The organism is Streptomyces sp. DH12, assembly GCF_020873895.1.
Taxonomy (GTDB): domain Bacteria; phylum Actinomycetota; class Actinomycetes; order Streptomycetales; family Streptomycetaceae; genus Streptomyces.
Genome location: NZ_JAHWGT010000001.1, coordinates 270,163 through 292,073, shown reverse-complemented (window position 1 = coordinate 292,073; position 21,911 = coordinate 270,163). Strand labels below are relative to the sequence as shown.

Annotated in this window: 16 protein-coding genes; 5 read left to right on the top strand and 11 right to left on the bottom strand. The window is 74.7% G+C overall.

Annotated elements, in window-relative coordinates; all coding sequences use genetic code 11:
• Positions 1–18: 18 nt before the first annotated feature.
• Positions 19–1,029, top strand: coding sequence for a YafY family protein (locus tag LPA54_RS01335; RefSeq protein ID WP_228973174.1), 1,011 nt, complete (start codon positions 19–21; stop codon positions 1,027–1,029).
• A 140-nt stretch (positions 1,030–1,169) separates the two neighbouring features.
• Here the strand turns inward: LPA54_RS01335 and LPA54_RS01330 are convergent, their stop codons facing one another.
• Together LPA54_RS01330 and LPA54_RS01325 are read right to left on the bottom strand one after the other, a co-directional pair.
• The gene (locus LPA54_RS01330) at positions 1,170–1,442 is read right to left on the bottom strand and encodes a DUF3253 domain-containing protein (RefSeq protein WP_228973173.1); all 273 of its coding nucleotides are present in this window, start codon (positions 1,440–1,442) and stop codon (positions 1,170–1,172) included.
• A 74-nt stretch (positions 1,443–1,516) separates the two neighbouring features.
• Positions 1,517–2,194: a TetR/AcrR family transcriptional regulator gene (locus LPA54_RS01325; protein WP_228973172.1), complete on the bottom strand. Its 678-nt coding sequence runs from the start codon at positions 2,192–2,194 to the stop codon at positions 1,517–1,519.
• A gap of 124 nt (positions 2,195–2,318) precedes the next feature.
• On the opposite strand from LPA54_RS01325, the gene LPA54_RS01320 reads away from it, so the two are divergent.
• On the top strand, positions 2,319–3,254 hold the full coding sequence (locus tag LPA54_RS01320) for an alpha/beta fold hydrolase (protein ID WP_228973171.1): 936 nt from the start codon (positions 2,319–2,321) through the stop codon (positions 3,252–3,254).
• An 89-nt stretch (positions 3,255–3,343) separates the two neighbouring features.
• On the opposite strand, the gene LPA54_RS01315 is transcribed toward LPA54_RS01320, so the two are convergent.
• The 8 genes from LPA54_RS01315 to LPA54_RS01280 all read right to left on the bottom strand — a co-directional run bounded on the left by LPA54_RS01315 (position 3,344) and on the right by LPA54_RS01280 (position 17,265).
• Complete coding sequence (locus tag LPA54_RS01315) at positions 3,344–5,899, bottom strand: bifunctional serine/threonine-protein kinase/ABC transporter substrate-binding protein (RefSeq protein WP_228973170.1); 2,556 nt, start codon at positions 5,897–5,899, stop codon at positions 3,344–3,346.
• 324 nt (positions 5,900–6,223) lie between these two features.
• Positions 6,224–6,607, bottom strand: a complete 384-nt coding sequence (locus LPA54_RS01310) for an STAS domain-containing protein (RefSeq protein WP_228973169.1) — start codon at positions 6,605–6,607, stop codon at positions 6,224–6,226.
• Between the two features lie 213 nt (positions 6,608–6,820).
• Complete coding sequence (locus LPA54_RS01305) at positions 6,821–7,390, bottom strand: DinB family protein (RefSeq protein ID WP_228973168.1); 570 nt, start codon at positions 7,388–7,390, stop codon at positions 6,821–6,823.
• Between the two features lie 49 nt (positions 7,391–7,439).
• Complete coding sequence (locus LPA54_RS01300) at positions 7,440–12,350, bottom strand: DNA repair ATPase (protein WP_228973167.1); 4,911 nt, start codon at positions 12,348–12,350, stop codon at positions 7,440–7,442.
• A gap of 83 nt (positions 12,351–12,433) precedes the next feature.
• Entirely contained in the window at positions 12,434–14,482 is a 2,049-nt protein-coding gene (locus LPA54_RS01295; RefSeq protein ID WP_228973166.1) for a flotillin family protein, read from the bottom strand.
• A gap of 48 nt (positions 14,483–14,530) precedes the next feature.
• On the bottom strand, positions 14,531–15,142 hold the full coding sequence (locus LPA54_RS01290) for a hypothetical protein (protein WP_228973165.1): 612 nt from the start codon (positions 15,140–15,142) through the stop codon (positions 14,531–14,533).
• Positions 15,143–15,687: 545 nt separating this feature from the next.
• Positions 15,688–16,032 (bottom strand): MerR family transcriptional regulator, encoded by a 345-nt coding sequence (locus tag LPA54_RS01285; RefSeq protein ID WP_228973164.1) that lies wholly within the window; start codon positions 16,030–16,032, stop codon positions 15,688–15,690.
• 594 nt (positions 16,033–16,626) lie between these two features.
• On the bottom strand, positions 16,627–17,265 hold the full coding sequence (locus LPA54_RS01280) for a helix-turn-helix domain-containing protein (RefSeq protein WP_228973163.1): 639 nt from the start codon (positions 17,263–17,265) through the stop codon (positions 16,627–16,629).
• A gap of 123 nt (positions 17,266–17,388) precedes the next feature.
• On the opposite strand from LPA54_RS01280, the gene LPA54_RS01275 reads away from it, so the two are divergent.
• The 3 genes from LPA54_RS01275 (at position 17,389) to LPA54_RS01265 (ending at position 20,461) form a co-directional block, all read left to right on the top strand.
• Positions 17,389–18,225: an EamA family transporter gene (locus LPA54_RS01275; RefSeq protein ID WP_228973162.1), complete on the top strand. Its 837-nt coding sequence runs from the start codon at positions 17,389–17,391 to the stop codon at positions 18,223–18,225.
• Positions 18,226–18,375: 150 nt separating this feature from the next.
• Positions 18,376–19,083: a B3/4 domain-containing protein gene (locus tag LPA54_RS01270; RefSeq protein ID WP_228973161.1), complete on the top strand. Its 708-nt coding sequence runs from the start codon at positions 18,376–18,378 to the stop codon at positions 19,081–19,083.
• Positions 19,084–19,219: 136 nt separating this feature from the next.
• Positions 19,220–20,461: a glycoside hydrolase family 64 protein gene (locus LPA54_RS01265; protein WP_228973160.1), complete on the top strand. Its 1,242-nt coding sequence runs from the start codon at positions 19,220–19,222 to the stop codon at positions 20,459–20,461.
• Between the two features lie 126 nt (positions 20,462–20,587).
• Here the strand turns inward: LPA54_RS01265 and LPA54_RS01260 are convergent, their stop codons facing one another.
• A complete protein-coding gene (locus LPA54_RS01260) occupies positions 20,588–21,838 on the bottom strand; it encodes a VWA-like domain-containing protein (RefSeq protein ID WP_228973262.1) in 1,251 nt (416 codons plus the stop codon).
• Between the last annotated feature and the right edge of the window lie 73 nt (positions 21,839–21,911).

Here is a 21,911-nt window from a genome sequence, read left to right as displayed (position 1 = left end):
CGGTGCCACGATGGGGCGGTGGCGAACACATCACGGCGGGCCCTGCGGTTGTTGTCCATGCTCGGCTCGCGCCGCCGGTGGGCGCTGCGTGAACTCGCCGCCGCGCTGGAGGTGAGTGAGCGCACGGTCCGCCGGGACGTCGAGACCCTGCGTCAGCTCGGCTACCCGGTGCACACCGTCCACGGGCCCGACGGCGGGTACCGGCTCGGTGCGCGGCACACCCTCCCCCCGCTGGTGTTCGACCACGACCAGGCCCTCGCGGTGGCGGTGGCCCTCCAGACCGCGCCCACCACGGTGTTGGGGCTGGGGGACGACGCGGCGCGGGCGCTGGTCACCCTGGAGCAGGCCGTGCCCGCCGGGCTGCGGGCACCCATGGAGTCCGTCCGTCTGACCCGGCTGCGCAACCACTGGGAGTTCCTGGCGCCTCCCATCGACGCGGCGGCGCTCACCACCGTGGGGGCCGCGGTGCGCCACCGCCGGGTACTCCTCGCCGAGACGCTGCGCCCGGACGGTTCGCGCAGCGCGCCGGGCGACGACGACTTTAGGCCCGCCCGCCGGGTGGAGCCGCAGCACCTGGTCGTCTGGGCCGGCCGGTGGTACCTGGTCGGCTACGACCCGGACGACCGGCAGTGGCGGGTGCTGCGCGTCGACCGGCTCCACCCCCGCGCGACGACACAGGGCTTCAGCCCGCGCGAGCTCCCCGGCGGCGACCTCGCCCACTACGTCATGAGCAGTCACGACCGCGGTGACACGCCCGCCGCCTGGCGCTGCACCGGCAGCGCCCGCCTAGCCCTGCCGGCCGAGGTCGTCGCCCGCTGGGCACCGGGCGGCTCGGTGGTCGAACACCTCGACGAGGGGCACTGCCGGCTCACTCTCGGTGCCTGGTCCTGGGCCGGTGTCGCGGGACTGCTCGCCACCTTCGACACCGAGTTGACCGATCCGCGCCCGCGGCAACTCGTCCAGGCGTGCCGCCGTCTCGCGCGCCGGTGGGCCACTCTCACCGACACCGGCCCCGACACGTCCCCGTGACGGCAGCCCGGGTGACGGCGACGACCGCCGCGCGGGCCCCGACGGCCACGAACGGCGAGGCGCGGCAGCCCCGGCGGCGACGACCGGACGGGGGCCGTCCTTGAGGGGCCGTCCGTGCCGGCCGTGCCACGACCGGGGGTTCAGCGGGCGCGGCGGATCCGGATCGGGCCGCGGGCCTCGGCCGGCTCGACCGGTCGGCCCCCCTGGGTGATCTCCACCTCTCCCGCCGCGGCCAGTCGTCGGGCCGCGCGGCGGACCGGTTCCATGAGCGCGCGCCAGCCGTCGTCGTCCCCCGCGTACGCGGCCCGGGCGGCGTCCGAGGGGCAGATCGTCGCCGCGGGCCCGCGCCGATCCAGCAGTTCCAGGATGGCGCGTTCCAGCCGCCCGTCCTCCGGCCCTTCGATGTCGGTCATGTCGCCCAGTATCACCGGCGCGTTCTCCCGGGGCGGGGCGGACGGGAAGCGAATGCGCCGCCCGGCCGGGCGCGTCAGCCCGCGACGAGCCCGGTGAGCACCCGGCGCATCGTCCGTTCGAACAGCTCCTGGGGGGCCGGTGCCGGGTCGGCCGTGACGGGGTCGGCCAAGGCCGCCGCGAGGTGGGGATGCCCGCCTCGGGACACGGCTTCCTCCAGGTAGGCGGCCTGCGCCGCCTGGCGGTCCGCTCCCGTGCGGCTCAGCGGGTGTTCCGTCCGCGCGAACTGGGCGACCAGGGCGTTCAGCAGGGCGACGACCTCGAGTCCGGCCCGTCCGGACAGGGGCGTGGGTGCCATCGCCCGCAGCGCGTATTCCAGGTAGTCCAGGCCCCTGGGGCCCAGCCGGAGCGGTTCCGGTGGGACGTCCGCCAGCCAGGGGTGCCGCAGGTGGACCGCCTTGGTGCGGGAGGCGAGGGCGAGCAGGTCCTCGACCGGGTCACCGACCAGCGGGACGTCGAGGTCGACCTCTCCCGTCACCGCGTCCGCCATCAGGTCGAGGAGGTCCTCGCGGCCGGAGACGTAGCGGTAGAGCGACGCCTGGCCGGTGCCCAGCGCCTGGGCCACGCGGCGCATGGACGCCGCCTCCAGGCCGCCGCGGTCCGCCAGCTCGATCGCGGCGGCGGTCAGGTCGGCGCGGCTGTGCACGGCCGCCGGGCCCCGGGTGCCGCGTTCGGGCCGCGCCCAGACAGTCACGTGTTGCCTCGCCGCATCGGGTCCCCGCGCCAAGTCGTCCACCTCGCCCGTTCGTCCTGGTCGTCCTCGTGGTGTGTCCCCTACACTAAACCGCGAACACTGATCGCAGTTATGGGAGGGTCTCATGTCCTCGTCATCGGTCGGCCCGTGGAGTCCCGTCCGCTGGGCCCGGAACGGCACGGTCCGGCTCGCCCACGACCAGTGGACAGAGCCGTCCGACGGTGATCCGCTCCTGCTGGTCATCGGTCTGGGTGCGAACCGCCACTGGTTCCCGGACGGGCTCTGCCGCATGCTGGCGGCGCGCGGTTTCGCCGTCGCGCGCTACGACCAGCGCGACGGCGGGGAGTCCAGCCGCCTGCCGCCCACCGCCACCGGCGGCCCCGTCTCCGCGCTCTTGCGCGGGCACGGGGAGGCGTACACCGCCGAGGACATGGCGGACGACGCCACCGCGGTCATGGACGCCCTGGGATGGCCGTCGGCACACCTGCTGGGCGTCTCCCTCGGTGGCGCCGTCGCGCAGCGGGTCGCGTTGCGGCATCCCGGGCGCGTTCGGACTCTCACGACCATGGCCGCCGTCCCCGGTGACGCCTCGGGGCTCCGGGCGGTGCGGTACGTCCGGCTGAGGACCCTGGCGAAGTTCGCGCGCCTGAGGTTCCCCGACTCGCCGGAAGGGAGCATCGCGGCCGGCGTCGCCGTCTCCCGGCTCCTCGCCTCGCCGCACCGCCCCTTCGACGAGGCGGCGGCCCGGGAGGACGCCACACGTAACGTCGACGGCGGCGTACACGACCGGCAGGCGCAGAGCCGTCAGATCGGCGCCCAGTGGCACGGCCGGAGGATCGACGCCATCGCCCGGCCCACGCTGGTGCTGCACGGGGCGGACGACCCCCTCATCAAGCCGGCGGCGGGGCAGGCGATCGCCTCACGGATCCCCGGCGCGCGCCTGGTGTTCCTGCCCGGAGTCGGACACGAACTGCCCCCGCACTCCTGGGAGACGGTCACCACCGAGGTCCGCCGCCTGGCCGACGGGCTCCCCGACGGGCGCGAGCAGTCCGCCGGCTGAGGCGCCCGGACCCGTCCGTGGCGCGCCCGGGACACCGCACGGCCCCGGCGGCCCCGCCCGGCGGACCCGGCGCCCTTTCCCCGGGTGGATCAGGGGGTGCGGGGGCCGCTCTTCACCAACGTCCACCTGCCGCCCTTCACCGCGTACACCGACACCCGGCGGTCGGCCGTGTCGCCGTACCGGTCGAACGCCACGCGACCCGTGACGCCGTCGAACTCCAGCGCCGCCACGGCCTTCGGCATCCTCGCGCGGGCGTCCTCGGGGAGGGTGCCGCCGTTGGCCGCCGCGACGGACTTCACCGCCTCGATGACGGCCCAGGTCGCGTCGTACGCGTAGGGGCCGTACCAGCCGGCCGGCTCCGGGTACCCGGCCTGGCGGTACTCGGTGAGGAAGGCCCCTCCCCCGGCCAGGACTTCGGCGGGGGCGCCGATGTTGGTGGCGAGGTCGCCCTCGGCCCTCGGGTTGGCCGTGAGGTACTGCTGGTCGTAGATCCCGTCGCCGCCCATCAGGGGGATGTCGACGCCCGCCTCCTTGAGCTGCTGGGAGAGCGGGCCGGCGAGGGTGTAGTAGCCGCCGAAGTACACGGCGTCCGCGCCGGAGGAGCGGACCTTCGCGGCCAGGTCCGTGAAGTCCGACTCCGCCGGGTCGACGCGTTCCGTGCCGACCACGCTCCCGCCGAGCTTCGTGAACTCGGCCCTGAACGCCGAGCTCAGGCCGGAGCCGTAGGCGCTGCCGTCGTCGACGACCAGGACCTTCCTCTTCCCGGCCTCGCCATGGAGGTAGCGGGCGGCGAACGGCCCCTGGTCGACGTCCGTGGCGATCGTTCGGAAGTACGTCCGGTGGGGGCGGGACTTGGTGCCGGCGGCCCAGTCGGGTCCCAGGGTGAGCAAGGGGTCGGTGTTGGCCGGGGAGACGTTGACCAGGTTCGCCTCCGCGAGCGGTTCCACCATGGTCCGGGCGACGCCGGAGTTGAGCGGGCCGACCACGCCCAGCACCTTCTCGTCGGCGATGAACTCCGTGGCGTTCGGCCGGCCCTTGGCGGGCGTGGCCTCGTCGTCGAGGGCCTTGATCTCGAAGGTGACGCCGGGGACGTGCCGGGTCCTGTTCGCGGTCCTGGCCGCCAGGTCGGCGGAGTTCCGCATGCCGAGGCCGAAGGAGGACAGGTCGCCGCTGAGCGGTGCGTCCACCCCGATCACCACCGTGGCGGGGGTCGCCGCGGGACCACCGCCGGCCGCCCCGCCGCTTCCGCCGCTGCCTCCGTGCGGATCGTCACGGGTGAGGGTCCACGTCAGGACGGAGCCGGCCGCGAGGGTGGCCGCGGCGACGCCCATGACAGCGGCGCGCCGAGTGAGGGTCCGCCGGTCGGACGCCGCCGCACCGCCGGTCCGCCGGTCCTTCCCGCCCAACGAGTACAGGTCCTCGGCCTCGGGTACGGGCGCGGCCCCGACGGTCGGCAGGTCCGGCGCCGGACGGCGCGGGCCGCCGCCGGTCGTGGACGCGGGGTCCCAGGCGGTGGGCGTCGGCACCGGCGGCGCGGACGGCGGTACCGCCTCCGGCCGCGCGGCGCCGGGCACGCGGCCGGTCTCCGCGTCCGGGGCGGGTACCGGATCCGGCGCGGCCACTCCACCGGAGGCGGGCACCCCACCCGACCCGGCCGTCCCACCCGACCCGGGCGTCTCACCCGACCCGGACGCCGAGTCCGATCCGGGCGCGGGGGCGGGCCCGGGTGCGGGGGCGGGCCCGGGTGCGGCGTCGGGCTCGGGCTCGGGCTCGAGCGTGGCCGGCTCGGTGGTCGCCCCCGCCACCGCTCCCCGGGGCCCGGAGGACCGCAGCGCCGACGCCAGCAGCTCGGCGGCCTCGGCGGCCCCGGCCCGTCGCTGCGGGTCCTTGGTGAGGAGTGCGTCCAGTACAGGTGTCAGCGGGCCGGCGTGGGCCGGCGGCCGGTGCGGGCGGGTGAACACCGCCACGGCGAGGGCGTGCAGCCCCTCGGCTTCGAACGGCGGGTGCCCCTCGACGGCGTGGTACAGCGTGGCGCCGAGCGCCCACAGGTCGTTGGCGGGGGTCGGGCGCTTGCCCTCCAACTGCTCCGGCGGCATGTACTGCGGGGTGCCGATGACCATCCCGCTGTGGCTCAGCCTGGTCGTGGCGTCCGCGAGGTGGGCGATACCGAAGTCGGTGAGGACGACGCGGTCCTTGGTCAGGAGCACGTTGTCGGGCTTGATGTCGCGGTGGACGATCCCCGCGCCATGCGCCTCGGCGAGCGCGTCGAGGACTGCGGAGCCTATCGCCGCCACCCGCCGCACGGGCAACCGTCCCTGTTCGCGGATGGCCGCGGCGAGCGACTGCCCCCGGACGAACTCCATGACGATCACGGGGGCGCCGCGGTGCTCCACGACGTCGTGGATGGTGATGATCCCCGGGTGGCTGAGAGTGACCGCCGCGCGGGCCTCGCCGAGGAAGCGGCTCAGCAGCGTGGCGCGGTCCCGGTCGTCCAGACCCGCCGGGAAGAGGATCTCCTTGATGGCGACCTCTCGCCCGAAGAGCTGCTGGTCGACGCCCCGCCAGACGCGGCCCATGCCGCCCTGGCCGATGCGTTCGACCAGCCGGTACCGGTCGGCGATGAGTGCGGAGTTCGGCTCGGTCACGCGCACACTCTAGGTCCTGTCCGGAAAGCAGCGCCGTCTGCCCGGGGGGAGGGGCCCAGGCGGAACCTTCCGGACAGACCCAGGACCCCGCCGGGCCGGTCAGGGGACAGGACGCCGGCCCGGTCCCCCCGGACCGGCAGGCGCGGCACGGTGGGCAAGCCGCGGGCGGCGCCCCGGGCGAGGCGGGCACGGACGGCGACGCGGTGTCCCCCGACGGGCTCCCGGCGGCTTCCCGGCGCGATCATCGGCCCCGTCCGGTCGGCGGCCGCCTCCCGGGCGGGTGGCGCGTACCGGGCGGGTGGCGCGTACCGGGCGCGCGGGGAGTCAGGCCTGGTCCGCGAGGTCCTGGTCGTCGTCCTCCGTGGTCCTCGAGGTGTGGCCGGCCAACGCCTGGCGTACGGAGGGAGTCACCGCGAGGAAGGTGATGGCCTGGGTGATGGTCAGCATCCGCTGGACGAACGGCGGGGGCGCGGCCAGGGTGAGCGCGGTGCCGCCGGCCCGGCTGCGGTGCCACACCTTCAGCAGCATGGCCAGCCCGGACGAGTCGAAGTCCTCGATGTGCGACATGTCCAGCACGAGGTGGCGGCACCCCCCCTCTTCCAGCAGTGCCAGCGCCAGGGGGTGGAGGTCGGTGACCGTGTCGAACGCCACCACGTCGGGCAGGCGCGCGACAGTGACTCCGTTGTGGCGCAGCTGAACCGTCAGCATGGGGCCGCCCCCTATATCTCGCCGATATCGTCCACGCTCAGGGTGCCCTGCTCGCCCCGAGCCAGACTCCGACAGTATCCGGTCCCAGCCCTTTTTCCCGTCTCCGGGCCTTCCGTCACCGGTGTGGGCGGCGCCCGTTCCCCGGGCGCGGGTCAGGCGGCGACGCGGGCGTCGCCGTGCCGGCGGCCGTCCGGCCGCGCGCGGCGGTCGCGGTCACTGGCCCACCCGGCCGTCGACGCACTCGCGCAGCAGGTCGGCGTGGCCGCAGTGACGGGCGTACTCCTCGATCCGGTGCACGAGCAGTTCCCGGATCGCGATGCCGTCCTTGCCTACGCGCTCGCCCAGGTCCGGGTGTGCGGTCAGTGCGGCGTCGGTCGCGGCCTGCTCACGCTCCAGGTCGGCGTACGCGGCGTCGACCACGGCCTGTTCGGCGACGGCCCCGTCGAAGTCGGCGTCACGCCCGCCGTACAGCTTGGGCAGGGGTTCGCCGTCGCTGATCCAGTTGCGCCAGTCCCGCTCGACCTCGGCGAGGTGTCGGACCAGTCCGAGCAGCGACATCGTCGACGGCGGAACCGACCGGCGGGCCAACTGCTCGGCGGACAGGCCCTCGCACTTCATCCGCAGGGTCATGCGGTAGCCCGACAGGAAGTCCCGCAGGGTCGCCGGCTCCCCGTCCGGGCTGCCTTCCTCCGTGTCGCGGGGGTCGTCGTCCGGGTCGACCCACATGTCGGGGTGGACGGTCGCCTGGGTCCATCGCTCGGGTTGATCAGTCATACGGTGCATGGTGGACGGTGGCGGCCGGGCACCGCCACTGAGTTCCCGGCGCGGCGGGTCATGTCGGGTCGCCGCCGTCGGGTCGGGCCGCGTGACGGCCGGGCGGGCGGCCCCGCGGAGCGCGGGGGTCAGTGGCCCGGGTGATGGCTGTCTCGACGGCCGCGACCCGGTCGACCAGCAGGACGAGCGCGGCCACCGCCCGGCCGAGGGCGTCGTCACCGGCCCCGCCCAGCGCCTGCGCGCGGACGTACGCCGACTTCACCGCCTCCCACCGCGCCCGCCGCTCCCCCGCGAGGGTGCCGCGCAGGTCGGCGAGTTTGAGGAGGTTGGCTTCGGCGCCGCCGGAGAGGGTCTGGGCCTCGGCCGTGTAGTGGTCGTCGATGACGGCGGCCAGTTCGGCGCCGTTCATCGCCGGGGAGATCCGTGCGGTGATCTTGTTCATGTCGCGGTACGAGCCCTGGAGCCGGAAGGGCGGCTCGGTGCGGCCGGTGTCGTCCTGGCCCGCGGAGGCGATGTAGGCGGCGTTGACCGCGAGGACCGTCTCTCGGGCGGCGAGCAGGTGGCGCAGTACGGCGAGGATCGACTCGGTCTCGGCGGGCGCGTAGGGGTGGGCGAGTCGGTCGGCGCGGGCCGTGGGGTCGCCCGCGGCCAGGTCCAGCAGCAGTTCGAGGTCGGCGCGCCCGCGCCCGGCGAGCGGGGCGAGGACCGAGTGGGAGGTGAGCGCGTTCTCGACGAAGCTCAGGGCGAAGGCGGTCTCCTTGCCGGTCAGCACGTCGCCGAGGTTCCAGACGTCGGCGCGGTTGGCGAGCATGTCGGGTACGCGGAAGCGCCGGCCGGACTCGGTGTAGGGGTTGCCGGCCATGCAGACGGCGAAGCGCTTGCCGCGCAGGTCGTGGCCGTCGAGGGTGCGGGTCGCGTCGCACAGCGGCACGAACTTCTGGAGCAGTTCGGGCGAGGTGTGCTGGATGTCGTCCAGGTACAGCAGGACGTTGTTGCCCGCCGCCAGCGCGAAGCGGATCTTCTCGACCTCCCGGCGGGCCGCGGCGTTCGGGGCGGCGGCCGGGTCGAGGGAGGTCACGTCGTGGCCGAGGGCGGGTCCGTCGACCTTGACCAGGAGCAGGCCGAGGCGGTCGGCGACGTACTCGATGAGGGTCGTCTTGCCGTACCCGGGCGGCGAGAGGAGCAGCAGGAGCCCGCTGGTGTCGGCCCGCCTCCCCTCGCCCGTGGTGCCGATCTGCCGGGCGAGGTTGTCGCCGACGAGCGGCAGGTACACCTCGTCGACGAGTCGGCCCCGGACGAACGAGGCCATGACGCGCGGCCGGTACTCGTCCAGGCGCAGCCGTCGGCGTTCGGCGGTCACCAGCGCGTTCCGGCGCTGCTGGTAGGCGCGGAAGCCCGGCACCACCCGGCGGGCGAAGTCCCCCGTCCTGGCCAGGAACTCGTCCAGGCGGAGGGGGAGGGTGCCCCGGTCGATCCGCGGGTGGGTGCCGAGCAGTCCCTCGGCGCGGCCGGTCGTCACGCACTCCACGGCGCGGCGGGGCAGGTCCGGGCAGGCCTCGATCGCCACCGCCTCGGCGAGGTCGCCCGGGTCGACGTCCTCGCCGGCGGACGCCGCGTAGGAGAAGAGCCAGCCCTCCACCAGGCGCCGCGCCGCCGCCGCGTCCCCTTCGGCGAGGAGGGCGCGCACGTCCTCGGTGTACGGCGGGGAGCCCACGGCCCGGGAGAACTTGTCGAGCAGGGTGCGGGCGGCGGGGCCGGTGGTGAAGGATCCGCCGGCCGCCAGCTCCTCGACGAGGTACTCGGCCGCGGGAGCGGTCAGTGCCCCGGCGTCGGCCAGTTCGGCGCGGAGCGCTTCGAGGGCGGGTGCCGTCCCGAAGGTCTCCCTGGCCCGTACCAGGGAGACGGCCGCACGGGACCACGCCTCCCGGGCGGCGGCGGTCGTGTGGTGGGCCCAGAAGAGCTGGGCGGCGGCCCGGTCGGCGGGTGCGTGGCGCAGCAGCCCGGCCTGCTCGTACAGCGGCAGCAGGGCGGCGAGGACGGTGGCGGCGTCGTGGTCGTGGACGCCGCGCTCGTAGCCCTCGTCGTAGGCGGCTTCGGCGGCCCGCCGGGCCAGGTCGGGGAGGTCGGCCCCGGTGAGGGCCTGGGCGCCGTGCTCGGCCAGGAGGCGTGCGGCGAGGTGTTCGCCGCGGTAGACGTCGGCGTTCTCGGAGGGCAGGAGCTGGTCCCAGTAGGGGCGGGTGTCGGCGAACTCGGGGTCGGTGACCGGCCGGCGGTAGTCGGTGCCGGTCAGCGCGAAGGCGAGGCCGCCGTCCGTGTGCGGTACGAGCGTCAGCTCGGGCGGTCGGGGGGCGACGGCGAAGCGGTGCGCGCCGAGCCGGATGGTGTCGCCGCCGTCCGCGTACAACTCGGTGCGGTCCCGCAGGGCCCGTCCGGCTTCCTGGCGGGCCGCGGTGAGCCGGCCGGCCAGCTCCTCGGCCCGCACCTGGTCGCCCAGCTCGCGCAGTTCGCGGGCGGTGCGGCGGACCTTCTCGACCATAGGGTCGGAGGCGAAGTAGGTGGTGACGTCGTCGGGGCCGTCCAGGGTGGACGCGCGGCGGGCGATCGTCTCGAGGACGCGGGAGGCGGAGGCGGCGAGGCGTTCGGCGCGTCGGGCACGGGCGTCCTGGAGCGTCTGCTTGCGGCCGGCGAACGCGTCGTGGACCTCGGCGCGCTTGTCGGCGATCTCCGTGAGGAAGCCGTCGTGGTCGGCGAAGCGCGACTCCAGGGTGTCCAGCTGGAGCAGCAGGCGGGCCAGTTGCGCGTCACAGGTCTCCGGGGTGTCGGCCGCGGCCAGGGCGCCGGTGACGGACTGGGCGAAGAGGCCGAACTCGGCGGCGAAGGCCGCCCGACCCTCCTCGTCGAGGAGTTCGCGGCGGCGGGCGGTGAGGAGGGCGCGCACGCGGTTCAGCCCGCCCAGCACCTCGGCGATCCGCTCCAGGATGGCGGTGCGGACGGTCGCGTCGCCGATGTCCAGGCCGGCGATCACCTCGGTGAGCGTCCGGAGGCCGGCGACCTGCGCGTCGAGCCGCTCGGCGACCTCCGCGGCCCCGGCGGTCGTGGTGACCGCCCCGATGTCGGCGGTGAGCCGTTCCACCTCCGCGTGCCGGCCGGCGAAGGCGTCGTCGCGGCGGAGGAAGGCGACGGCGCGCTGGGCGGTGGAGGCGATGTGCGTCCCGGCGTCCTCGGCGAGCGCGTCGACGGCCGCGGTGTCCGCGTACCGCATCTCCTTCAGCGCCATCAGGCGGCCTTGGGCGCGGCGCAGCGCGGTGATCCGCTCGATCCACTCCTCGGCGGTGGCCGGCGCCTCGCCGCGGACCCGCCGCACCAGCCGCCGCAGCTCCTCCGCGGTCTCGTCCAGGGCCCCGGCCGCCTGCGCGGTGAGCGCCTGGACGGTCGCGAACTCGCCCAGCACCTGCTCGGCGGTGGCCCGCACCTCCTCCAGGGGCGTGCGGAGGTCGCCCGCGTCCGCGTCGCCGAGCCAGGGGTGGCGGTCGGCGGTGCGGGTGCAGGCGGCGACCAGCGCGGTGTACGTCTCGCCGGTGGCGGTGGTGTCGGCGACCTGCCGGGCGATGGCCAGGCAGTCGGCGACGGCGCGGACCAGGTCGGCGTCGCCGATGCGGGCGAGCGGCCCGTCGCCCTGGGGGGCGACTCCGGTCGCGAACGGCGTCCGCCACAGCTGCACCGGGTGGGCGCGCGCGGGTTCACCGGACTCGACGCGCAGGGTGGCGAGGGTGCCGTCGTCGAGGAGGGCGTGGCCGCGGCACGGGATGGGCGCGGCGACCTCCTCGCGGATGACGTTGTACGGCAGCAGGAGCGTGCGGCCCTCCGCTCCGGCGTGGAAGACGTACAGGACGTCCTCGCCGTTCGGCGAGCGCACGACCCGTTCGAAGCTCATGCCGGGGGCGTCGGCGGCGCCGGTGGTAGCGGGGGTGGCGGGGGCGCCGGTGGTAGCGGGGGTGGCGGGGGCGCCGGTGTCGAAGGTCTTCACGGCGCCGCTGGCCAGGCAGTACCCGCCGGGGAAGACGACGCCCTGGTCGTCGGGCAGGCGTCGACAGGACCGGCCGATGCCGTCGAGCCGTGTCACGGTACCGGTGAGCGGGTGGAGGACCAGGTGGCGCCAGGTGTCCTCCTTGTAGGGCCGTACCCGCAGCAGGACCAGGGAGCCGACGACGGCGTAGCCCACCTCCGCGTCCGCCAGCGCCTGCAGGGGCTCGTCGACCGGCTCGCCGTACACGCCCTCGCCGGTCTCCGTGTCGTCGTCGGTCTTGACGGTGAGCGTGCCGCCGACCGTCGAGACGAAGGCCGTGCCGCCGGCGACGGCGATGTGCGGGTGCCGGCCGAGGACGTGGTCATCCCGGGTCGTGCCGGTCCAGACGAAGTCGTACGGATCGGGGAGGACGTGGTCGCGCTCGCCGCGCGCGTCGAGGAACCGCACCGTGCCGGCCGGGTCGAGGGACCAGCGCAGTACCCGGATGTCCGCGGCCTGCGCCCCGGTGCGGAACACGGCCAGCAGCCGGCCGTCCACGTGCCGCAGCCGCAGCAGCCGCGCGCCCCGGTAGTAGCGGTGCAGGGCGGCGAACTCGGTGACGAAGGCGGGGTCGTCGAGCAGGCCGGGTACGGCGTCGTGCGGCAGGGGGTTGAGGTCGCGGTCGTGGAGGGCGAAGACGTCGTCGGGCGACGGCGCCGCGTATCCGACGAGCAGGGCGTCGCCGACCGCGACGACGTCCCGGGCCACGAGGTCGCGGTCGGTGCGCAGGTGGCCGGTGGCGGTCAGGGCGAGTCCGGTGGCGCCGAAGGCGGCGACGCGTACGGTGTTGAGCGCGTCGGCGCGGCGGGCAAGCTCGCCGGCCCGCGCGGCGAGGCGGTCGCGCAGCACCTCGTACGTACCGGCGTCCAGGCCGCTCGCGGTGGCGGTGCCCGTGGCTGTCACTGTCCAGCTCCTCGTGTGCGTGGTGGTGCTCCGGAGCCGCCGCCCCCCGCGCGGCAGCTCCGGAGGTTCATGGGGCCGGTCGGTCAGCTCTTGGCGGCGGTGCCGTCGAGACCCGCGAGTTCGGCCACCGGCATGTCGGCGAGGCCCAGTCGCCGCGCCGTGCCGAGCAGCTCGTCCAGGCGGCCGGATCCGGCCGGCATGAGCTTCGTCAGCAGGGCGGACACGGTCAGGTTCCGCACGTCGGCGGTCGACACCGGCCCGAGGACCTTCGTCAGGTCCTCCGTGAAGGAGGCGGAGCCGTCCAGCCACGGCCCGGCCAGCGCCTGGGCGGTCTGCGAGTGCTGGACGAAGCCGTCGACGCTCTTGCCGAGGGACATGGCCCCGACGATCCGGTCGAAGAAGGCGGGCTCGCCGCCGACGATGTTGATGTCGGCGTTCTCCAGTCCGGTGGCGAGGACCGTGGCCTGGGCTTCGGCGACCTGCCGCCGGACGTCGATCTCGGCGAGCCGGATGTCCTTCTCCGCCTCCAGGCGGAGCCGGAACTCCTCGTGGGAGCGGGACGCCTCGTCCAGGGCGGCCATCGCGGCGGCCTTCTCGGTGAGGCCCGAGGCCTCGGCCTTGAGCTTCTCGCCGATGGCGGTGGCCTCGGCCAGCGCCTTCTCCCGGGTGCCGACCGCCTCGGCGCGCAGCCGGGCCTCGGTCGCCCCGGCCTGCGCGAGGCCGGCCTTCTCGATGGCGTCCGCTTCCTTCTCCCGTACCTGGACGGCGGCCAGTCCCTCGGCCGCGGCCTCGGCCTGGACGCCCTCGGCGAGGCGGACCTTTGCCCGGGCGTCCATGTCGGCGGCCTTGTGGCGGGCCTCGGCCAGCGTCAGTTCCTTTGCCGCCCGGTGGACGGCGGCCTGCTCGGCGGCTTCGGCGGCCTTGATGTCCTTGACGAGCTGCTCCTGCGCCTGCGCCTCGGCGGCGATGACCACGGCCTGCCGCTTGCGCTCGGCCTCCTCGACGGTGCGGAGCCTCTTGATGGACTCCTCCTGCTCGGCGACCGTGCGGTCCACCGCGACCCGCTCGCGGATCACCTCGGCGATCTCGCGGCGCTCGGCCTCGACCTCCTTCTCGGCGGAGATGCGGGTCAGTTCCGTCTCCCGGTCCCGGGCGATGGCCTCCAGCAGCCGGTCCTTCTCGATGCGCTCGTTCTCGACGGCGATGACCCGCTCGCGGTTCTTCTGCGCGACGGCGACCTCGCGGGCCTGGTTCTCCCGCTGGATGCCGAGCTGCTCCTCGGTCCTGAGGAAGGCGCTCTGCGCGCGAAGTCGCTCCTCCTCGACGACGCGGGCGGTCTCGGCCTCCTCCTTGGCCCGTACGGTGTCGATCTCGCGCTTCTGCTTGATCTCGGCGTCGGCCTGGCGGCGCTCCAGTTCGAGGATGGCCTCGCGGGCGTCGACATTCTGCCGGGTGATCTCCTTCTCCTCCGTGCGCTGGAACTCATTGGTGCGCACGTGCTCGACGGCGGTCAGCTCGGTGATCTTCCGGATGCCCTGGGCGTCGAGGATGTTGGAGGCGTCCAGCTGGGCGAGCGGCGTCTGCTCCAGGTAGTCGATCGCCGCGTCCTCCAGGCTGTAGCCGTTGAGGTCGGTGCCGATGACCTGGATGATCCGGTCGCGGAACTCGTCGCGCTTGGTGTAGAGGTCGGTGAAGTCGAGCTGCTTGCCGACCGTCTTCAGCGCCTCGGAGAACTTGGCGTTGAATAGTTCCTGCAGCGTGGCCTGGTCGCTGGCGCGGGCCGTGCCGATGGCCTGGGCGACCTTGATGACGTCCTCGACGGTCTTGTTGACGCGGACGAAGAACGAGATGCGGATGTCGGCGCGGATGTTGTCGCGGCAGATCAGTCCGTCCCGGCCCGTGCGGCTGATGTCGATGGTCTTCACCGAGATGTCCATGACCTCGGCCTTGTGCAGGACCGGCAGGACGACCTGGCCGGTGAAGGTGACGTCGACCTTGCGCATCTTCGACACGATGAGCGCTTTGCCCTGTTCCACCTTGCGGAACAGCCGGCTGATGACGAACAGCATGGCGATGGCGATGAGCAGGACGACGGCTGCGAGCGCGCCGATGCCCCAGGAGATGGCGTCCATGAGGGATCCCCGGATCGAAGGGTGGGAGCTGAGGTGAGGGGCCGCGGGTCAGCCGCGGGGGCCCGGGTCGAGCGCCTCGTCGAAGGGCGCGACCCAGAAGAAACCGCCGGTGTCGTCGTACGCGTACAGCAGCCCCCTGCTGCCGAGCGCCAGCAGACTGCCGTCGTCCTGGCGGACCTGTACGACGGCGGTGGAGCCGTCCTCCGCGGCGACCTCGGCCTGGCCGAAGGCCCCGTCCACCCGCCCGGTGCGGATGGTGCAGGTCGACCCGACGAAGTCGTGCAGGGACGGCCCGCGTTCGTCGGGGAAGAGCTTCGCCAGGGGTCGGACGAGCGCGCGGGTCAGCCGCCAGGCGCCGACCCAAGCCGCGCACAGCAGGACCACGTCGAGCAGGTGGACGGCGAGGTCGGGCCACCCGGTGCGGGTGAGGAGAACGGAGCCGGTGAGGCTGAAGAACCAGGTCAGGAGGATCAGCAGGGAGGACGCCACCGTGACGGGGACCCCGCCGAGGCCGAGGGCGCCGGTGTTCACGTCGGTGTCGAAGGCGTCCGTCCCGGCGGCCCCCACCAGCACCAGCAGCCAGAAACCGACGACCACCACGAGGGCGGCCGTGGACAGCACCGTGGGGAACGTGGTGGCGGCCTGCCAGAACTCGGCCATGGTGTGTCCCCCTTGCGTCTCCGACGTGGCACGGTGCTTTCCGGGCTGCGGCATCGGCCTGTGCGGTGCCTCCGGCCCGGTCATGTTGACAGGGCGACAGGTCCCGGCGCATTGCCGTCTTCCGGCAATCTTGACGTCCCGTTGATGCCGGGGCGGTCCCCCGGCGCGCTCCTCGCCCGCGGTGCGGCCCGGTGGCGGGGGGGCGTGAGCGACCGGGTCCGCGCGGGCGGCGGTCACCCGGCTCCGGGGTGGGTGCGGGGCCACCGGGGTGGCGCGGAGGGGTGGGGTGGGGTGGCGGGGCGCGCGGCCGGTCCCGTCGGGGCGCGACGGGAGCGGTGCCGACGGATGGCGGGGCGGGGGCGCGACGGGACGGGAGCGGTGCCGACGGATGGCGGGGCGGGGGCGCGACGGGATGACGCGGAAGAGCGCGAGGGGCGCGGCGGGGAGGGCCGGGGGTGCGGTCTGCCTTGTGGCGGCTCGCGCCGGGTGGTGGGGCGTTCCGGTGTCCCGGGCCCGCCGCCGGATGCGTCGGCAGGCCGGGGACGTCAGGCGTCGGTGGTGTGGTGGGCCTGCCCGCCGGCGGTGACGCGGCGCAGTTCCTCGTTGATGCGCTGGGCTTCCTCGAGTTGGTCTTCGAGGATGACGATCCGGCAGGCGGCCTCGATGGGCGTGCCCTGGTCGACGAGTTCGCGGGCGCGCGCCGCGATGCGCAGCTGGTAGCGGGAGTAGCGGCGGTGTCCGCCTTCGGAGCGCAGGGGGGTGATCAGGCGGGCATCGCCGAGGGCGCGCAGGAAGGCGGGGGTGGTGCCGACCAGTTCGGCGGCGCGACCCATGGTGTAGGCGGGGTAGTCGTCGTCTTCGAGACGGTCGAGCGGGTCTGGTTTGGTCATCGGCACCTTCGTTGCGGGGACGCGGTCGAGGGGCCCTGGTCGCCGTACGGCAACCAGGGCCCCGAGGGATTTCAACACCATCTGCCGGTTGCTTGCTGCCGTACCGGCCTTCTTGTTCCGCAGCTCCGCCTGGGAGGCCGTGCGTGCGGGGATCGCAGTTGCGTGACCGGGGACCACCTTCCAATCCGGGGTCTTGCGGTACCCGGGCGGTACAGCGTCCTCACCCGGGCGATCCTGATGGCGTCTGCCTCCTCCTTCTTCCTCTGCTTCGTGTTGCTGAACTGCGGTACTGCTCACGGCCCCGTGGGCCGCTCGGCCCGGCGGCCAGTGGCGGGACCCTGCATCCTTCCGGCCCCGTCACTCCGCCGCCGTGCCGCTTCCTGCGTGACTCACATGTGCGGCAGTTCGTCCTCTGCCGCGTCACTCGATCTCTTTGCCTCGGACAGAACACTAACCCTGCACCCGACGATTGTCTACTGTCTCCATGACAGTTTTTCTTCACGGCCGGAGACGGCTTACCGCCGCTCTTCAGGAGCGGAATGCTGCACTGCGGGCAGCCGGGACGAAGGCCGGACCGCCCGCGCCGGAGCGGGGTCACCCGTGCGGGGGGCCGCCGCTCCCCCGGATGGCGTCCGGGTCGTTGGAGGGGGCCGCCGGCGCGGCGGGGCCCGGGGGCAGGTGGACGGTCATGACGAGGTGGCACGTCCCCGCATCGGCGCCGCGGTAGGTGTGGGGGGCATCGGCCTCGAAGGTGGCGGTCTGCCCGGCCTCCACGGGATGCTCGGCGCCGTCGACGACCAGGGTCATACGGCCGGCGGTGACGCTGACGGTCTCGACGACGCCGGCCTGGTGCGGATGGCTGGGGTACTCCTCACCCGGCTCCAGCCGCCAGCGCCACACCTCGACCGGGGCGGGGCCCGAGGTCGTCAGCATGAGCCGTGCCTCGCCGCCTCGCGGGCCGGTCCACAGCGGCGTCACGGCATCGGCGGCCACGACCCGGACGCGGCCTTCGGCCGGGCCCTCCAGGAGCGCGGAGACGGAGACGCCGAGGGTGTCGGCCAGCCGGACCAGCGTGGCGAAGTTGGGGTTGCCCTGCGCCCTCTCCAGGCCGACCAGGGCGCCCTTGCTGACCTTGGCGCGGCGGCCGAGTTCGTCCAGGGACAGGCCGGCGCGGTTGCGGGCCGCCCTGACGTTGTGCGCGAGCGTCCGCAGCGCTTCCTCTGCGTCGGCCATCCGATCACCCTCCTCGCCAGTGGACCAATCCGATGCACCGTCCGGTCGTTTGGTTGACAAACGCCGGTCGGTTCGTTGTACGGTCCGGTCATTGCATCGTTAATCGTAAGGGACGCACGTACCGTGATCGCTCTCCTCCTCGCCCTGGGCAGTTCCCTCGCCTACGGGTGCGCCGACTTCCTGGGCGGCCTCGGCGCCCGCAAGGCGCACGTACTGCGGACCGTGATGATCGCCGCGCCGGCCTCCCTCGCGGTCGAGCTGCTGCTGTGGCCGTTCCTCGGCGCTTCGTTCAGTTCCGGCGCCCTCGCCTGGGGCGCCGCGTCCGGGGTCGCGTCGGCCGCCGCGTTCGCGCTGCTCTACCGGACCCTGGCGATCGGACCGATGAACGTACTGTCGCCCGTCACCGCGCTGGTCTCCGCCGTCCTGCCCGTGGCCGTGGGCCTGGTGCAGGGCGAGCACCTGGGCGCGGCCGGCCTGGTCGGGCTGCCGCTCGCCCTGGTCGCGGTCGTCCTGGTCAGCGCCGGCCACGGCAGCGGCGGGGCACGCCCCTCCCGTACGGCGCTCCTGCTGGCCCTCGGCGCGGGCGGCGCGATCGCCCTGCAGCTCGTCTTCCTGCACCAGTCGCCGCCCGACAGCGGGGTGGCCCCGCTGATCGTGGGCCGGGCGGTCTCCTCGGCGGTCACCCTGGCCGCGGCAGGGCTGATGTATCGCAGGCTCGGCTCCGAGAAGCCGGCGTACGCGATGTCGGCGGCCGCGGGTGTGCTGGACTCGGTGGCGAACCTGCTGTTCCTGCTGGCCGCCCGGGGCGGGGACCTCGCCGTCGTCGCCGTGATCACCGCCCTCTACCCGGCCGGCACCGTCCTGCTCGCCCGCGGCGTGCTCGCCGAGCGCATCCACCGCGGACAGCTCGTCGGGCTGGGGACCGCCGCCGTCGCCGTCAGCCTCCTCGCCCTGACCTGACGGCCCCGCCCACCAGCCGGTGCGGCCCGGCGGCCCCACCGTCCCGGACCGCGCCGGCCCGGACCGCGCCGGCCCGGGACGGCTCCGGCCCGCCCGCCCCGGCCCCTGACTCCCCGACTCCCCCGCTCCAGCGCACGAACGGACCCGTCCATGACCACCTTCCGCCTCACCCCCGCCGTGGCCGCCGACTTCCCCGACACCCTCGTCGCCCTGGTCACCGCCACCGGTCTGCGCGGCCGCGAACCCTGGCCGGAGACGGCCGCCGCCCTGGAGACCCTGGAGCGGCGGCTCGCCGAGGGCAGCTGGCAGCCCGCCGACGAGCACGACCCCCGCATCGCGGCGTGGCACACCGCCTACCGCTCCTTCGGCACCAACCCCCGCCGCGTCCGCCCCAGCGTCGACGCGCTCGGCCGCCGCCTCGCCAAGCGGGGCAGCCTGCCGCGCATCAACCCGGCCGTCGACGCGTACAACGCCGTCTCCGTCCGCCACGGCCTGCCCGCCGGCGCCTTCGACCTCGACCACGTCACCGGTGACGTGGACCTACGCCACGCGGACGGAGCCGAGGAGTTCACCCCGCTCGGCGAGCCCGGCACCGTCGAGAACCCCAAGCCCGGCGAGATCGTCTACGCGGACACCGCGGGCGTCCTGACCCGCCACTGGAACCACCGGGACGCCCACCGCACCCGTGTCACCGAGGACTCCGTCCGCGTCGTCTTCGCCCTGGAGACCCTCCGCGCCGCCGATGACGGCCCCCTGCTGCGGAGCGCGGCCGACGAGCTGCGGGCCCTGCTCGCCCCGCACGCCGCGGACACCGCCGTGCGGCACCTCAGCCCCGCGCACCCGGAGGCCGCTCTCTGACGACCGCCGGCCCCGGCTGCCGAGTCGTGAAGGAAAGATGAAACTGAGAGCGCTCTCAGTCACAACTCTTGACGCCTCCCCGCGGCGGCCCGAAAGTGAGCGGCACCCACCTCCCCCACTCCTCAGGAGCGTACGCATGGCGTCCCCCACGTCCTCCCGCTCGCTCTCCCGCCGCGCCCTGCTCACCGGCACCGCCGTCGCCGCCACGGCCGCCGCCCTCGGGCTGCGCGGTGGCGCGACCGCGTCCGCCGCTCCCGCGACCTGCGAACTCGCCCTGGAGAACCGCTCCCTGCCGGGTACCGTCCACGCCTATGTGACCGGCCGCGAGCAAGGCACCGGCCGCTGGGTGCTGCTGCGCCCCGGCGGCGGCGTCCACCGCCCGGAGTCCCCCGCCGCCCCGATGACTCCCCTGCCCGTCGACTGCGCGATACCGCTCCGCCCGGCGGGCGCCGGCCCGGTCGTCCTGACGCTGCCGCAGATGTTCGGCGCCCGGGTGTACTTCGTCCGCGACGGCCGGCTCGACTTCTTCCTCAACCCCGGCCCCGCCCTCGTCGAACCGGCCTTCGCGACCTCCGCCGACCCCAACTACGGCCGAGTCTGGTCCTTCGCCGAGTTCACGTTCAACCCGCAGCAGTTGTACGCCAACCTCAGCTACGTCGACCTCGTGACGGCCCTGCCCATCGGGCTGACCCTCACCGGCGACGCCACGCACACCGTCGCCCCGCTGCCGGCCGGCGCCCTCCAGCGGATCGCGGACGGGCTCGTCGCCCAGGCCGCGCGGGACGGCCAGCCGTGGGACAAGCTGGTCATCCGCGGCGCGAACGGCTCGGTGCTGCGGGTGATCTCCCCGCAGAACCTCATGGCGCCGTACTTCGACCGCCCCGACCAGATGCCCTTCCGCAACGCCCTCACCGGCTACATCGACCGCGTGTGGCAGAAGTACCGCACCACCGACCTCCGGATCGACCTCCAGGGCGGGCGTGGCGTGCGGGTGGGCCGGGTGAACGGGGACGTCCTCACCTTCACCGGTGGCCACACCTTCACCCGCCCCACCTCCAGGGACGTCTTCACCTGCAACCACGGCCCGTTCACCAACAACCCCGGCGACTCCGACGACCGCAAGGCACTGCTCGCCCGCCTCGCCGCCGGCTTCAACCGGACGACCCTGCTCACCCACCCCGACCAGCCGAACGGCCCGGCCCCCTCGGATTACTACCGCGACCCGTCCACCAACCACTACTCGCGCGTCGTCCACGCCAACACGCCGATCGGTTACGCCTTCCCCTACGACGACGTCCGTCCGGACGGCCGTCCGGACGTCTCGGGCGCCGCGCACGACGGCAACCCCCGCCGCTTCACGCTGTCGGTGGGGTCGTAGCCGGACGGTCGGCCTGCCGGACGGTCGGCCCGTGGCCGGGCGCCTTGTAGCCGGGCGCCTTGTGGCCGGGCGCCTTGTGGCCGGGCGCCTTGTGGCCGGGCGCCTTGTGGCCGGGCGGCCGGGCTCTCAGCCGATGGGGACGACGCGGGCCCAGGGCGGCGGAGCTCCCGGGACGTGGGCGGGGCCCTCCTCGTCGGTCGGGCCGGGCGGGCGGGGGAACAGGCCGACGACGGTGCGGCAGGGAGGCGGCGCGGACGGCCAGGGCGTCTGGCCGTCCGTCAGGGCGACGATCACGTCCGGTCGGGGACGGGAGCGGAGCGCCCGGGCGAAGCCGGAGCGCAGGTCCGTTCCCCCGCCGCCGACCAGCTCGATGCTCTCGGCGCGGCAGAGCGGGACGGCGACACCGGCGGCCGCGTCGCAGGAGATCACCGAGACCAGGTCGCGCCGCCCGCTCACCGCCCGGGAGATCGCCGCCACCTCCAGCAGCGCGCCACCCAGCTCGGCGTCGCTCACCGACCCGGAGGTGTCGATCACGACGCACACCCGGGGCGGCGTACGGCGCAGGCTCGGCAGCAGCACGCTGGGAACCCCGGCCGAACGGCGGGACGGGCGCCGGTAGCTGTGGTTCTCGCCCGCCCCCGGCGCCCCGGCCGCCGACCGGACCGCCGCGCCCAGCAGCTGCCGCCAGGGCTGCGGCGGGTGGAACGCCTCGTCCGCCCAGCGGCGCCAGCCCTCCGGCGCGGTGCCGGGCCGGCCCCGGATGCCCCGCGCGACCCGGAACCGGACCGCGTCCCGCTGCTGCCTGCTCAGCCCGTGCGCTCCCTCGGGCCCCAGCTCCCACGGCCGTTCCTGCCCGTCGGCGCCGCTGCCGCAGTCCAGCCAGGCCAGTTCGGCGGTGAGCCCGGACATCGACGCGGTGCGCAGGTACTCCTCCATCAGCAGCCCTTCGGGCAGCCCCAGCAGCGAGGGCAGCACCACTCCGGCGGGCCGCGGCAGACCGTCACCGTAGATGTCGTCGTTGATCTCGAAGTCGGCGGCGATGTTCCGCCGCAGCCTCGCCCATCCCGCGGCCCGGGGGACCCCCGTGGCGCTCCGCGCGCCTGGCGCGTGCTCCTCGTGTTCGCGCGTGTACCTCTCACCCCGCCCGTGGTGGTCCCGGAGCAGGTGGGACACCTCGTGCACCCAGACGCCTGCCAGATCCTCCAGCGGCATGCGGGCCACGAAGGCGGGTGACACGTAGCAGCGCCAGTGCGCGTCCACCGCCATCGTCGGCACCGACCGGTCCTCCACGACGTGCAGCGCGAACAGCGCGTCGGCCAGGTAGGGGCGCACCTTCACCGCGTGCAGCCGGGCGGCCAGGAGCTTCTCCGTGTCCAGCGCGAGTCCGGGCCCGTCGGCCGGTGCGGGCCGTCCGGTCGGGGGCTCCGGCGGGCCGGCCCGCGTAGGGCGC

Coding starts and splice junctions, on each gene's coding strand:
- LPA54_RS01330 (WP_228973173.1), bottom strand. CDS start 1,442: ATGACCGACATCGAAGGGCCGGAGGACGGGCGGCTGGAACGCGCCATC.
- LPA54_RS01320 (WP_228973171.1), top strand. CDS start 2,319: ATGTCCTCGTCATCGGTCGGCCCGTGGAGTCCCGTCCGCTGGGCCCGG.
- LPA54_RS01310 (WP_228973169.1), bottom strand. CDS start 6,607: ATGCTGACGGTTCAGCTGCGCCACAACGGAGTCACTGTCGCGCGCCTG.
- LPA54_RS01305 (WP_228973168.1), bottom strand. CDS start 7,390: ATGCACCGTATGACTGATCAACCCGAGCGATGGACCCAGGCGACCGTC.
- LPA54_RS01295 (WP_228973166.1), bottom strand. CDS start 14,482: ATGGACGCCATCTCCTGGGGCATCGGCGCGCTCGCAGCCGTCGTCCTG.
- LPA54_RS01290 (WP_228973165.1), bottom strand. CDS start 15,142: ATGGCCGAGTTCTGGCAGGCCGCCACCACGTTCCCCACGGTGCTGTCC.
- LPA54_RS01285 (WP_228973164.1), bottom strand. CDS start 16,032: ATGACCAAACCAGACCCGCTCGACCGTCTCGAAGACGACGACTACCCC.
- LPA54_RS01280 (WP_228973163.1), bottom strand. CDS start 17,265: ATGGCCGACGCAGAGGAAGCGCTGCGGACGCTCGCGCACAACGTCAGG.
- LPA54_RS01270 (WP_228973161.1), top strand. CDS start 18,376: ATGACCACCTTCCGCCTCACCCCCGCCGTGGCCGCCGACTTCCCCGAC.
- LPA54_RS01265 (WP_228973160.1), top strand. CDS start 19,220: ATGGCGTCCCCCACGTCCTCCCGCTCGCTCTCCCGCCGCGCCCTGCTC.